The organism is Salipiger sp. 1_MG-2023 (assembly GCF_030547555.1).
Taxonomy (GTDB): Bacteria; Pseudomonadota; Alphaproteobacteria; order Rhodobacterales; family Rhodobacteraceae; genus Salipiger.
In genome coordinates, this window is record NZ_JAUOQN010000032.1 from 1 (window position 1) to 12,786 (window position 12,786).

11 protein-coding genes are annotated in these 12,786 nt (G+C 66.1%); 3 read left to right on the top strand and 8 right to left on the bottom strand.

Going from position 1 to position 12,786, the window contains the following annotated elements; translation table 11 throughout:
- Window positions 1-478, top strand: a 478-nt coding sequence (locus Q4543_RS15085) for a sugar phosphate nucleotidyltransferase (protein WP_303439415.1), incomplete at its 5' end; no start/stop codon positions are given.
- A 24-nt stretch (window positions 479-502) separates the two neighbouring features.
- Here the strand turns inward: Q4543_RS15085 and Q4543_RS15090 are convergent.
- Both Q4543_RS15090 and glf read right to left on the bottom strand, forming a co-directional pair.
- Window positions 503-1,276: a glycosyltransferase family 2 protein gene (locus Q4543_RS15090; protein ID WP_303439416.1), complete on the bottom strand. Its 774-nt coding sequence runs from the start codon at window positions 1,274-1,276 to the stop codon at window positions 503-505.
- Window positions 1,277-1,281: 5 nt separating this feature from the next.
- A complete protein-coding gene (gene glf / locus Q4543_RS15095) occupies window positions 1,282-2,427 on the bottom strand; it encodes a UDP-galactopyranose mutase (RefSeq protein ID WP_303439417.1) in 1,146 nt (381 codons plus the stop codon).
- A 289-nt stretch (window positions 2,428-2,716) separates the two neighbouring features.
- Between glf and Q4543_RS15100 the strand changes: the two genes are divergently transcribed.
- On the top strand, window positions 2,717-4,666 hold the full coding sequence (locus tag Q4543_RS15100; RefSeq protein WP_303439418.1) for a M10 family metallopeptidase: 1,950 nt from the start codon (window positions 2,717-2,719) through the stop codon (window positions 4,664-4,666).
- 27 nt (window positions 4,667-4,693) lie between these two features.
- Here the strand turns inward: Q4543_RS15100 and Q4543_RS15105 are convergent, their stop codons facing one another.
- From Q4543_RS15105 to Q4543_RS15115, 3 genes are all read right to left on the bottom strand, one after another.
- A complete protein-coding gene (locus tag Q4543_RS15105) occupies window positions 4,694-5,989 on the bottom strand; it encodes a calcium-binding protein (protein WP_303439420.1) in 1,296 nt (431 codons plus the stop codon).
- A 169-nt stretch (window positions 5,990-6,158) separates the two neighbouring features.
- Window positions 6,159-6,812, bottom strand: a complete 654-nt coding sequence (locus Q4543_RS15110; RefSeq protein ID WP_303439422.1) for an ABC transporter ATP-binding protein — start codon at window positions 6,810-6,812, stop codon at window positions 6,159-6,161.
- Between the two features lie 7 nt (window positions 6,813-6,819).
- The gene (locus tag Q4543_RS15115; RefSeq protein WP_303439424.1) at window positions 6,820-7,974 is read right to left on the bottom strand and encodes a sugar transporter; all 1,155 of its coding nucleotides are present in this window, start codon (window positions 7,972-7,974) and stop codon (window positions 6,820-6,822) included.
- A gap of 338 nt (window positions 7,975-8,312) precedes the next feature.
- On the opposite strand from Q4543_RS15115, the gene Q4543_RS15120 reads away from it, so the two are divergent.
- Window positions 8,313-9,131, top strand: coding sequence for an ABC transporter permease (locus tag Q4543_RS15120; RefSeq protein WP_303439425.1), 819 nt, complete (start codon window positions 8,313-8,315; stop codon window positions 9,129-9,131).
- 36 nt (window positions 9,132-9,167) lie between these two features.
- On the opposite strand, the gene Q4543_RS15125 is transcribed toward Q4543_RS15120, so the two are convergent.
- From Q4543_RS15125 to Q4543_RS15135, 3 genes are all read right to left on the bottom strand, one after another.
- Window positions 9,168-10,133, bottom strand: a complete 966-nt coding sequence (locus Q4543_RS15125; RefSeq protein ID WP_303439427.1) for a glycosyltransferase family 2 protein — start codon at window positions 10,131-10,133, stop codon at window positions 9,168-9,170.
- Window positions 10,134-10,307: 174 nt separating this feature from the next.
- Complete coding sequence (locus Q4543_RS15130; RefSeq protein ID WP_303439429.1) at window positions 10,308-11,315, bottom strand: ParB N-terminal domain-containing protein; 1,008 nt, start codon at window positions 11,313-11,315, stop codon at window positions 10,308-10,310.
- Between the two features lie 11 nt (window positions 11,316-11,326).
- On the bottom strand, window positions 11,327-12,748 hold the full coding sequence (locus Q4543_RS15135) for an AAA family ATPase (protein ID WP_303439431.1): 1,422 nt from the start codon (window positions 12,746-12,748) through the stop codon (window positions 11,327-11,329).
- Window positions 12,749-12,786 lie beyond the last annotated feature (38 nt).

Genomic DNA, 12,786 nt, shown 5'->3' on the forward strand with positions numbered 1-12,786 from the left:
CCCTCCCCCGCGCTGCTCAGTAGCCGCGCGCCCGGTCGACCATGAACTCCGACCGCGGGCCCCGCGCCAAGGCGCGGCGATCATTGAAAAACCGCAGGAGCCGCCGTCGAACTACGCGGTGACGGGGCTGTATTTTCTGGATGGGTCGGCTACTCACCGGGCGAAACAGGTCGCGCCGTCCCCACGCGGGGAGCTGGAAATCACCACTCTTCTGGAAATGTACCTCCATGAGGGCAAGCTGGACGTGCAGCGCATGGGGCGCGGCTATGCGTGGCTGGCCACCGGCACGCACGGGTCCCAGCTGGACGCGGGCAATTTCGTGCGCACGCTTGAAGAACGCCAAGGGCTGCAAACCGGCTGTCCCGAGGAAATCGCCTATGACAAGGGCTGGATCAGCCGGGACGAGTTGGCGGAACGTGCCGAGATGTTCCGCAAGAACGATTACGGCCGCTACCTCGCCGCCCTGCTGAATCGCTAGGGTACGCCTGACGCCCAAAGAGGATCACGGCCGCTTGCGGTAGCGCCCGAAGACATGCCCTGCCAAGTTCCCCGCCGAGGCCCTGCGCGACAGTTTCTGATGCACGCGGTAGACCTCCCAGGTGCCGGCGAGCGATTTCAGCCGGCTTGAGGTCAGCGAGCCCTTGGAGCGGAAATACAGCGCCAGCGGCTCGTCGAGCCCGGCGGCGAAATCGCAGCGCGACAGGATGTCGAGCCACAGCGCGTAATCATGGCTGCGAGTAAAATCGGGCATCGGCACCGAGCCCAGAGCCGAGCGGTCGTAGATCGCCGTCAGGCAGCCAATGACGTTGTGGCGCAGCAGCTCGGCCCGGTCCACCCGGGTGGGCACCCGCACCCGGAACTGCCCTGCCCCGGTCATCCGCCAGAAGCCGGTATAGCTCAGCGCCGCGCCCTGCCCTTGCATATACGCCAGTTGCAGCCGCAGCTTCTGTGGCAGCCAGGCATCGTCGGCATCCAGAAAGGCGATGTAACGGCCGCGCGCCGCGCCCAGCCCGGCGTTGCGCGCCGCCGCCGCCCCGGAATTGCGCCCCTGCGTCAGCCCGCGAATACGCGGATCGCGCGCGGCGAGGCGCTCGATCACCTCTGCGCTGGCATCTACCGAGCCGTCGTCGATGAGCAGCAATTCCCAATCGGGCATGTCCTGCGCAAGGACAGACGCCGCCGCGCGCTCCAGCACGGCGGCGGCGTTGAACACCGGAACGATGACCGACACCAGCGGATCGCTGCCCTCGGGTCCGAGAAGAAGCTCCCCGGACATGGCGTTTACAGCGGCGAGACCGCGAAGGCCGGCATGGGCCGCCCTTCGGCCGATGCGACCAGAAACGCCTCGGCCACGTCCATCGCCTCGCGGATGGTCACATCCATGTCGAGATAGCGATAGGTGCCAAGGCGGCCCACGAAGGTCACCCCGCCGGTGTCCTCGGCCAGCTTGACGTAATCGGCCAGCAGCGCCTTCTCATCCACCATGCGGATCGGGTAATAGGGGATGTCCTCGGGCTGCGCCTCGCGCGAGAATTCGCGGTAGCAGACGGTGCCCTCGTGGCTTTCCCACGGCGAGAAATGCTTGTGCTCGGTGATGCGGGTGTAGGGCACGTCGCGATCGCCGTAGTTCATCACCGCGCAGCCCTGATAATCGCCGGTGTCGGTGAATTTCTCGAAATCCAGCGTGCGATAGCCAAGGCGGCCCAGCTTGTAATCGAAATAGCCGTCGAGCGGCCCGGCATAGAACACATGGTCATATTCCTTGGCCATGTCCGGCGCATAGTCGGTGCCCAGCGTGACGGTGATGCCGGGGTGGTCCAGCATCCGCTGCACCAGCGCGGTGTAGCCGTCTTCGGGCATGCCCTGAAAGCGGTGGAAGAAGTAATTGTCGTCGTAGTTGAACCGCACCGGCAGGCGCTTGAGGATCGACGCGGGCAGATCCGTCGGCGAGCAGCCCCATTGCTTTTCGGTGTAGCCCTTGAAGAAGGCGGCATAGAGGTCGGGGCCGACAAAGCGCAGCGCCTGATCTTCAAAGGTTTGCGGATCGGTGATCGAGGTGTCGGCCTGCTCTTCGAGGAAAGCGCGCGCCTCGGCCGGGCGCATGGTCTTGCCGTAGAACTGGTTGATCGTGTGCAGGTTGACGGGCAGCGAATAGACCGCCCCCTGACTCGTGGTCTTGACCCGGTTCTTGTAGGGCATGAAATTCGCGAACCGGTTCACGTAGTTCCACACACCCTCGTCATCGGTGTGAAAGATATGCGGGCCGTAGATATGCACCATGACGCCGGTGTCCGCGTCGCGCTCGGTGTGGCAATTGCCCGCCACATGATCGCGGCGGTCGATGATGTGGACCTCATGGCCCGCTTCGGCCAAGTGTCGGCCTGCGACTGCGCCGGACATGCCGGCGCCAACGAAAAGCAGTTTCACGACCATCGCCTCCTGAGTACGCGTGCGCGGCCTTTTTCCACAGATCCCCCCGCGTGGCAACCGAGGCAGGATATGCCCGCCTTCGGAAAATTCACGTCATGGTAGCATCTTGCCATTCTAATGCCGATTTTGACGCACTACTGTCCCGCCACGCCGGTGGACAGGCCCATGCGCCATGGACCAGCCCGGTGCGGATCGGCCACGCCCCCCGCCGCGGCTGTCCTTCGGAGCCACCATCGACAGACCCGGGCGCAGCGCCGGGACAGACCAAGGGACAGAAGGCCAGATCATGCCCAGCACAGGAACCTTTCAGGAGCTCGCGGATTACCTTGTGTCGGGGTACTGGACGCCGCATTCCTTCGACACCTCCTCCAGCAACCGGATCACGGTGAACATTGCCGATCTGTCCGCCGACGGGCAGCAGCTGGCCCGCTGGGCGATGCAGGCATGGGAGGCGGTGGCCGACATCGATTTCGTCGAAACTTCGCGCGACGCGCAGATCACGTTTTCAGATCGCTACCAAGGGGCCTATTCGGGCAGCACCTACAGCCGCGGAGCAATCAGCAGCGCCTATATGAATGTCGCGGGCAGCTGGGTCGACCGCTACGGCACCAGGCTCGACAGCTACGCCTTTTCCACCTACATGCACGAGCTTGGCCATGCGCTGGGGCTGGGGCATCTGGGCGAGTACGATGGCAACGCGGTCTATCCGGATGATGCGACCTTTGCCAACGACAGCTGGCAGATCTCGATCATGTCCTACTTCGATCAGACCGACAACACCGCCACCGATGCCAGCTATGCCGAACTGCTGAGCCCGATGATGGTCGACATTCTGGCGATCCAGCAGATCTACGGCACGCCCGGCGCCGACAGCGCCAGCGCCGGCGATACCGTCTGGGGGCGCGGATCGAGCCTTGGCACCTATCTGGATGACTATTTCGCGCTGATCGTGACCAACAGCACCGATGCGGATCTGTATCTTGGCAGCCCGATGGCCTTCACCCTCTATGACGTGGGCGGGCATGACCTGATCGACCTTGGCTTCGGGGTGAACCCGATGCGCATCGATTTGCGCGCCGGGCGGTTTTCCGACGTGGCGGGCGGCACCGGCAATATCGGCGTGGCGCTCGGCACGGTGATCGAGGATCTTTATACCGGCGCGGGGGATGACACGCTGACCGGCAATGCCGCAGGCAACCTGATCCTTGCCGGTGCGGGCAATGACGTTTTGTCGGGACTGAACGGGGCCGACAGGCTGGGCGGCGGCGCGGGCAACGACACGCTGAATGGCGGCTCTGGGGCCGACACGCTGTGGGGCGCGGATGGCAACGACCGGGTCTTTGGCGGCAACGGGCGCGATGTCGTCTGGCTTGCAGATGGCGCCGATCTTTACACCGACACCTCGCAAACCGGCTTCTGGGGCGGAGACGCGGCCCATGGCGGCGCGGGCAACGACACGCTCAGCGGCGGCAGCGGCGCCGACACGCTGTGGGGCGATGGCGGCAACGACCTGCTGCAGGGCGGCAACGAAGACGACGCGCTGCATGGCGGCGCGGGCAATGACACGGTCTGGGGCGGCAATGGGCGCGACCGTGCCTGGCTCCACGCCGGCGACGATCTGTTCAACGACAACGCCCAGACCGGCGACTTTGCCTCGGACACGGTATATGGCGGCAGCGGCGCGGATACCCTCAACGGCGGCGGTGGGGCTGACCGATTTTATGGCGGCGACGGGGCCGATGTGATCTCGGGCGGGATCGGGGACGACCTGCTGAACGGCGGGCGGCAGAACGACCTGCTCTATGGCGGCGACGGCGATGACACCGTGGTCGGCAGCAACGGCGCCGATCAGGCCTGGTTGGGAAATGGCAATGATTATTACGAGGATGACGACCAGGTGGCCTATGGCGACGACCGCATCTGGGGCGGCAATGGCAATGACACCATCCTGATGGGCGGCGGCGATGACACCGCCACCGGCGGCGCCGGGGCCGACAGCTTTGTCATCGCCTCGGTCGAGGGCGATGATCTGGTGACCGACTACCAGCCGGGCATCGACGATCTGACCTTTACCGAACAGATCTGGAACGGCGGGCTGACGGTGGCCGAAATGCTCGACAGCTTTGCCGAGGTGACGGGCGGTGCGCTCGTGTTCAGCTTCGAGCCGGGCTATTCGGTGACGCTTGCGGGCATCACCGACATCGCCGCCATCGCCGATGACATCACGCTGGTCTGATCGGGGCGCCCGCCCCCCCCTGCCCTGTCAGTACAGGATGATATCGGGCGCCAGATCCTCCGGGTTGGCGATGCCATCAAGGCGGATCTGGTCGGCGCCGAAATCCAGCACCACGCCATCGCTGACCACGGTGGCGAAACGGTCGATGACCTCGGCGGCGCTCAGCGAGCCGGACCAGAGCCCATCGTCAAGGTGCAGCTTGTCGATGCCCAGTTCGAAATCGTCGATCCGGTCCGACCCGCCGCCCGGCGCAAAGACAAAGGCATCGCTGTCACCGTCGCCGATCAGCAGATCATCGCCCGCCCCTCCGTTCAGCGTGTCGTTGCCCGCCCCGCCCAGCAGGCGGTCGTCGCCGCCCTCGCCCAGCAGCAGATCATTGCCGTTCTGCCCCACCAGCCGGTCGCTGCCCACGCCGCCATACAGGCTGTCGGCGCCGTCGCCGCCGCGCAGGGTATCGTTGCCATAGGCCCCGACCAGCCGGTCGTTGCCAGCCTCGCCGCGCACGTAATCGTCGCCGCCGCCGGTGTTGATCGTGTCATTGCCGCCCCCGCCCCAGACGCTGTCGGCGCCATATGCCCCGCCCTGCCCGGTGTCGGTGTAAAGATCGTCGCCATCACCCAGTGTGGCGCTGTCGGTGCCGCGCCCGCCGCGCAGCGTGTCATTGCCGATGCCGCCGTCCAGCGTATCGGCCCCGTCGCCGCCCAGAAGCACGTCGTTGTCCGCCCCGCCAGTCAGCCGGTCGTTGCCCGCCCCACCTTCAAGCCGGTCGCGGCCCGCTTCGCCATGCAGCACATCATTGCCGCCGCCGGTGCGGATGGTGTCATTGCCCGCCCCGCCCCAGACCGTGTCGCGCCCCCAGTTGCCGCCCTGGGTGCTGTCGCCGTACAGGTCATTGCCCGCCCCCAGCCAGGTCAGGTCGGTGCCGTTGCCGCCCCAGACCGTGTCGTTGCCATCCTCGCCATACAGCCGGTCGGCGCCGAGACTGCCGCGCAGCAGATCATGGCCCGCCCCGCCCCAAAGCGTGTCATTGCCCCAGCCGCCCCAGAAGTCATCGTCACCATCCTCGCCGTACAGCAGGTCGTTGCCGTTACCGCCATTCAGCGTGTCATTGCCGGCCCCGCCCCAGGCGCTGTCGTTGCCCGCGCCCGAACTGTCGGAGTAGACGTCATCGCCCGAGCCCAGCGACACCCGGTCGTTGCCCTCGCCCGCCCGTACCGTGTCGTTGCCCGCGCCGCTGTCCAGCGTGTCGTTGCCGGGCGTCCCTTCGATCAGCTCATCCAGACTCTCGGCCAAAGCCGTGCCACTGCTGCCCGTGGTCCTCATCTCTCATATCCCGTCCGTGCCCGGGGTATCCCCGTGGCTGCCCGCGCCCCCGCGCTTGCTGCGAAACATCTTGCGCAGCAGCGGCCCCCCTAGTCATCGCGACAGACAAGGGCGGCTAGCGGGCGGCAATTCGGGCCGCGTCATGGAAAAAAGCGAAAACTCGAACCAATCACGCGAGAAGCCGTTCGTGCATATCGATGGCTTCGTCAAGATCGTCAAAATAGGTCACCTGACCGCGGTCCAGCACCAGACCGGCGTTGCAGAACGCCTTGACCTGCGCCATCTCGTGGCTGACCATGATGGCGCTGGAGGTCTTCATGCGCTCAAGGAACACCGCCTTGCTCTTGCGCCGGAACTGCTGGTCGCCCACAGCGGTGACCTCGTCCACAAGGTAGGTGTCGAAATGGATGCCCATCGAGGTGCCGAACACCAGCCGCCCGCGCATCCCCGCCGAATAGCTGCGCACCGGCATGTGGTAATGCGCCCCCAGCTCGGCGAAATTTTCAACAAAGGCCAGCAGCGAGTCCGTATCCACCCCATAGATGCGCGCCACGAAGCGCACGTTCTGCGCGCCCGTCAGCTCGCGGTGGAACGAGGCACCAAAGCCCACCGGCCATGAGATCGTGCCGTCGCTGAGAATGCTCCCGCTGTCGGGCTGCAAGGTGCCCGCGATCAGTTGCAGCAGCGTCGACTTGCCCGCCCCGTTGCGCCCGAGCAGCGCCAGCGACTTGCCCGAGGGCAGCTCGGCGGTCAAGTTGTCGATGACCACCTGCCGCTGCCCGTTGACCCGAAAGCTCTTGGTCAGATTCTCGAACCGGATCATGCGCGCCTCAGCGCCGGTCGCGGATGCTGTAATAGATCAGCGCCAGCGTGCCCCATGCCAGGAAGGCGAACAGCCCCATCAGCAGCGAAATCATGCCGCGCTGTGGGTATTCAGAACTTTGCGCCAGCGTCGGGCGCACATAGGCAGCCAGATACAGGCTCTGGCGCGAGGCATTGGCCCGGGCCACATCCAGCGCGGTCAGCGCGGCGCGATAGGTTTCCTCGGCAAAGGACTGGTCGACCGTCAGGCTTTCGAACTCGCCGATCAGACTGGGATAGCTTTCCGACAGCCCACCGGTTTCGGCGCTGCCGTCGGCTGAGGCGAAATTCTGCCGCTCTTCGGCGATGCGGGCGCGGATCACCTCGATGCGGCGGCGTTCCTGCACCAGACGCGGATCGCCGTCGCGGGCGTCGCCGCGCACCAGATCATATTGCACCAGCGCCTCGGCCAGCTGCTGCTGAAGGTTGTTCAAAACCCCCATGCGGCCCTGAAGATCGGTCGCGGGATCAACAATCTGGGTGCGGGTGCGGAACTGGGTCAGCGCCTCGCGCGCGGTCTTGAGCCGGGCCAGCGAATCCTCGAGATCCGAGCGGGCATAGCGCATCGCATCCTCGCGCGCCGCCTCGTTGAGCTGGTTGATCATCTCCTGGCTCTCGCGCACGATCAGCTGCGAAATCTTCTGCGCCATCGGCGCATCGAAGGCCAGCACCTCTAGGTCGATCAGCCCGGTGCCCTGATCGTAGCTGATGCGCACCACGCGCGGCCAGAACCACAGCAGGTCTTCGATGGTGGCATCCGGCCACAACGAGAACACCGGGTCCGTGGACCAGTGCTGCGCGTAATAGCTGCGCAGGTCGAGCTCGGCGTCGATGCGTTCGACGATTTCCTGACTCTGGATGAATTCATACAGGATGTCGGCCTCTGACGAGGTCGACGAGCCGGTGATGCTGGCCAGACCGCCGAGCAGATCGGTGGCGCTGCTGCTGTCCTCCTGCCGGACGGTAAAGCCGGTGGTCGAGGAATACTGGTCGGCCGCCACCTCGGTGAGGTAGACCACCGTCACCGCAAACGGCAGCAGCACCATGAGCACGAAGCTGAGGATCAGCCCCCAGTGGCGGCGTTTCATGCGGGCCGGGGCGGCGATGGGCGCAACTTCGACCACGGCCGCAGGCTTGCCCTGGGCCGGGCCACGGCCACCCTTGGGGCCGCTCTGGCCGCCATTGCCAGCCTGCCTGTTCAGGCCGGCCTGCCCCCCCTGATTGCCTTGGCCAGCGCGAGGCCCGGGTCCGGGTCTTGCGCCTGCGCCTGCGCCACCGGGCCGTGCCGGGCCGGTCTGTTGCTGGGGTGCGCGACCGGTATCGGCGGCAGATGCCTGCCCGCCTGTGCGCTCGTTGGGGTCTTTCTGGTCAGGCAAGCCGCCGTCCTTTGAACAAGCCGTTTGATCTCGTGCCGCGTTTCGACATAACTGGCGCCCGAGCCGAGATGAAAGGAAATCGAGCCATGTCGGCGGAGCACCTTGTTCCAGAAGCCCTGAGACCTGTCAACGCCAAGCGGCGGCGCTTTGCCACCCTGCGCACCATCATTGCGCTGATGCTGCGCGAAATGTCGACCCGCTACGGCGCCTCTCCGGGGGGCTATGTCTGGGCAATCGCCGAACCGCTGGGCGCCATCGTGGTGCTGACAGTGGTCTTCTCTATGGTGGCCGTGGCCCCGCCACTCGGCAACAGCTTCCCGCTGTTCTATGCCACCGGCTACCTGCCCTTTACCGCCTATCTGACCCTGTCAAGCTCGACAGCGAGTCTCATTCAGTTCTCTCGCCCGCTGCTGCTCTACCCGACGGTGACTTGGGTGGACGCGCTGTTTGCCCGTCTGCTGCTCAACACCGTCGCCGAACTCATGGTCGGGTTCCTGCTGTTCACCAGCATCATGCTGCTGAGTGAGACCCGCAGCACCTTGCAATTCGCCCCCATCCTGACCGCCATGGCGGAACTTGTTCTGTTTGCGCTCGGCGTGGGATTGGTCAATTGCGTGATCTCCGGCCTCTATCCGGTCTGGAATCAGGTCTGGTCGATCGTCACCCGGCCACTGTTTCTGGCGTCCGGGATTTTCTTCACCTACGAGAGCCTGCCCTCGGCGGCGCAGGACATCCTCTGGTGGAACCCTCTCATGCACATCAGCGGGATTTTCCGCAGCGGCTTTTACCCGACCTACGAGCCGCAATACGTCAGCCATGCCTATGTCGTCGGCATCGGGCTCGGGCTGACGGCGCTGGGGGTGCTGCTGCTGGGCCGCTTCCACCGCGACATCCTGAATGCCTGACAGCCCGGTTTCGGGACAGGACAGGGAAGGGGGCGCTCAGCGCCCCTTTTTCATATCGCCGGCCCGCTCTGTCGCCCTTTCGGTTTCGGCCAGAAGCGCGGCGTGATCGGTGCCGGTGCGCCGCACCAGCGCATGGCGCACCGCCCGCGCCACCAGCCGCGCAAACAGTCGGCGCTGGCCGGGATAGAGCCGGACCTTGAGCGCCCATTTCGCCAGCAGCGGCGGCAGTAGAAACCAGAACCGCGCCCCCGCCGCCTGACGATAGAACAGCATCAGATTGCGATGGTAGTAATAGATCTTCCAGGCCGGTTGCAGGCGGCCTTCGAGCCCCGCGAAAGTGCCGCAATCGTGCTCGAAGCGGATATGGGGCAGGAACCCCATGCGCAGCCCCGCCTGCGTGATGCGCAGCGTGTACATGCCGTCATCCCCATAAACGAACAGGCTGCCATCCGGGTAGCCCACCGTCTGAATGGCCCGGCGCGAGATGAACAGCCCGACAAACGAGGCGATCTCGACGGCGCGCGTCGGGCCGTCATAGGCCTGCGGGCCCAGATGCAGCGGGCCGCCCCCGGCAAAGGGGTTCATGCCGGGGCGGTTGAACGGGCAGATGCGCCCATCGGGGTAGGTGACCGCCGAGACCACCGCCTCCCAATCCTCGGGGGTGCTTTCGTGAAAGCTGGCAAGCGCGCCGGGTGCAGGGCGGCCATCATCGTCCATGACAACGATCCAGTCCGGGTTGTGATCGCGCACCACCCGCCGCATCCCCGCTTCGAACCCGCCCGCACCACCGGTGTTGGTGGTCAGTCGCAGCACCTCGAGCCGCGGATCGCCCTGCGTGGCAAGCCAGTCTGCGGTGTCATCGGTGCTGGCATTGTCGACCACCAGCAGGTGATGCAGCTGGTGCGGGCCGACCGCCAGCAGCGCGGCAAACGTGTCCTTCAGCTTATCGAGCCGATTGAAGGTCACCACCACGGCGGCGAGGGTTCTTGAAGATGGGATCACGTCGGCCTCGGACTTGGGTGGCACCCGCTCTAGCGCAGGGCAGGGGGGCTGGCCAGAGCGGGCAGTGTTTCGCGCGCGAAACACCGGGGGCAGCAGGGCGGTCTGGAAAATGTTTCGCGCGCGAAACACTGCCCGGTCGCGCCCCGAAAGATCACGCGTTTCGCGCGCGAAACATCAGCGCCCCGCCGCAAGCCATTCCAGCAGCCGGGCGTGCAGCGCATCGTCCACCGCAGCCCCGCTGAGGGTGATCGCCCCCGACGCACCGCGCGAGACCTTGATGCCGGGGCAGGGAGTGTCGACCTGCGGTGCCGGGGCGGGTTCCTTGGCCGGGGCTGGCGTGGGCCGGGGCTCGATCGCCGCGCGCAGGCGGTCCTGTTCCTCTTCGGGATTCCGGCTGCCCGCCAGCAGCGCGCCAAGCTCCTGCGCCAGCGCCGGACGCTCGTCGAGCGTCTTTGCCAGCGCCAGCCCCAGCCGTTCTCCCAGAGCGCGTGGAAAGGCCAGATCGCCATCCAGCGCCCGCACGATGGTGATGAAGCTGCCGATCTTCGAGCGCTTGGCGCGGCTGGCAGCGCCGAACAGCCCTTGCAGCCCCTCGCGATCGGAGGCGAACACCCCTTGCTCAACCGCCTTCACCACGATGCGCGCCCGCTCGTAATGGCTGAGCGCGGCGCGGATCTCGTTTTCCTCGACCATGGCAAGATAGGCATCCGTGGTCAGATCCGGGCGGCGCAGAAGCGCCAGCACCGTGCCAAACCGCGCCTCGCCTGTCTCGGACGCCAGCTGGCGCAGCGCGTGGCAGCGCCGCCAGCCGCTGATCAGCCCATAGCGCCCGCTTTCCAGCCGGGTGACCTCGATCGGCATCTGCTGGCCACGGGCGCGCAGGCTCTCGCGCAGGGCCGCCATGTCCTCGTCCTCGATCGGCAGGCGGTCGCGCACGAGATGGTCGAGATCCACCGCCTCGAGCGGCAGTTCCAGCACCATGCGCCCACCCTCGCGGGCATCGCTCATGGTGCGGCTCAGCTCGTCCAGCGCCGCCACGGCAGAACTGTCGGCAGCGACATCCGCGATCGGCGCGGCGCGCCGACGCGGGGCAAGACCGGGCAAGGCTTCGGCGGGCCCGGGCACCAGGGTTTCGGGGGCAGACAGGAAGGAGGGCGGCGACAGCCGCTTGCGTTTGCTCATGGCAGGGCTCCTCAGGCGGCAGAGGTTTCGGCGGCCAGCTCGTCGCGGCGCCAGCTGCCCAGCAGCAGCGCCTTGAAGGCGGCATAGGTGGCATCGAAGGCCTCGCGCCCGCGCACATAGGTCTCGCGGTTGAAATCGCGGTAATCGGCCTCGTAGATGCCCTGCACCTGCTCGCCCGCCTGCCCGATCAGGGCGGTGAAGTGCTGGCGGTGCGGCGACAGGGTCTGGCCCAGATAGGCCTGCATCAGCGCCGCCAGTTCCGCCTGCTGGCTGTCGTCATAGCGGGTGACCACGGCGCGCACCGCATCCCACTGGAACGAGATGCCATCGCGCCCCAGCGCCCGGGCGGCCATGTTCTCGGCGCTCTCGATCGAGCCGAAGGTGGAATGCAGCATGTCGAAAAACCGCCCCGTGCTGTCGAATTCCAGAAACGACGCCCCCAGAGGCACCAGCAGGATGTCGGCGGCGGCCAGCCCGTTGATGGTCAGGTACCCAAGCGCCGGCGGGGTATCGACGAAGATCACGTCGTATTCATCCAGCAGCCCGTCGGCGGCGAAGACATCGGTCAGCGCATCCCACAGCTTCCAGCCGCGCCCCTGCATGCGCCACACCGGCACCTGAAATTCCGCCCAGTAGAGGTTCAGCTGGGCGCCGATCAGATCGATATTGGGCCAGTGGGTCTTTTGCACCAGATCGGCGGCCTTGACCTCAAGCGCATCGGTCAACGTATCGTCCAGCGGCACGGGTGCCTCCCCCCGGTCCATCCGGCGCTGGTTTTCCTCGCGCAGGTATTGCGCGTAATGGCGGGCCATCAGCGGGAACACCGTCTGCCATTCGTCTTCGACCTTGCCGTTGAAGATCGAAGTCATCGAGCCTTGGGAATCCAGATCGACCACCAGCACATTGTAGCCATCCAGCGCCGCGCTCATCGCCAGATGCGCGGCGGTCGAGGTCTTGCCGACGCCGCCCTTGAAATTGGCCACGGCGACGATCTTGGCAGGCAGGCCCTTGGGCCGGTAGGGCAGGTATTGCTTGTTGCGCGCGCCTTCGGTGCCGAAAAAGGCGCGCAGCTTGAGCACCTCATCAAGGCTGAACCAGCGGGTGCCGTTGGCGGTTTCACTGCTGCCCTGCGGCAGGTCGGGGTTGGCCTTGAGCACCCGGCGGAAATGCGCGGTGGCGACCGGGATCAGGTATTGGGTGATCTCCCATGTCGAGAACAGCCGCAGCCGCCGCGCGCCGCCCTCTTCAAGGCCGCGGCCGACCAGATCGCGCCGCCCGGTGGCGCAGGCCTCGGCGATGCGTTCGAAATCCGAGGTGCGCGTGGGCGCGCCCAGCTGCTCCATGGAGCGGTTCGGATCAATGTTGAAATAGGGAGGAACGGGTTTGCTCGCCTCGCCTCTGGGGCCAGATTTCGGGCTGGATTTCACTGCCATGTCGCCTTGCCTGTGCTGCCTTAGGCGCGGAGTTCGCG

Excerpts from the sequence above, each read along its gene's own strand:
- Q4543_RS15090 (WP_303439416.1), bottom strand. The coding sequence starts at position 1,276 with ATGTCCGGGGAGCTTCTTCTCGGACCCGAGGGCAGCGATCCGCTGGTG.
- Q4543_RS15100 (WP_303439418.1), top strand. The coding sequence starts at position 2,717 with ATGCCCAGCACAGGAACCTTTCAGGAGCTCGCGGATTACCTTGTGTCG.
- Q4543_RS15105 (WP_303439420.1), bottom strand. The coding sequence starts at position 5,989 with ATGAGGACCACGGGCAGCAGTGGCACGGCTTTGGCCGAGAGTCTGGAT.
- Q4543_RS15110 (WP_303439422.1), bottom strand. The coding sequence starts at position 6,812 with ATGATCCGGTTCGAGAATCTGACCAAGAGCTTTCGGGTCAACGGGCAG.
- Q4543_RS15120 (WP_303439425.1), top strand. The coding sequence starts at position 8,313 with ATGTCGGCGGAGCACCTTGTTCCAGAAGCCCTGAGACCTGTCAACGCC.
- Q4543_RS15130 (WP_303439429.1), bottom strand. The coding sequence starts at position 11,315 with ATGAGCAAACGCAAGCGGCTGTCGCCGCCCTCCTTCCTGTCTGCCCCC.
- Q4543_RS15135 (WP_303439431.1), bottom strand. The coding sequence starts at position 12,748 with ATGGCAGTGAAATCCAGCCCGAAATCTGGCCCCAGAGGCGAGGCGAGC.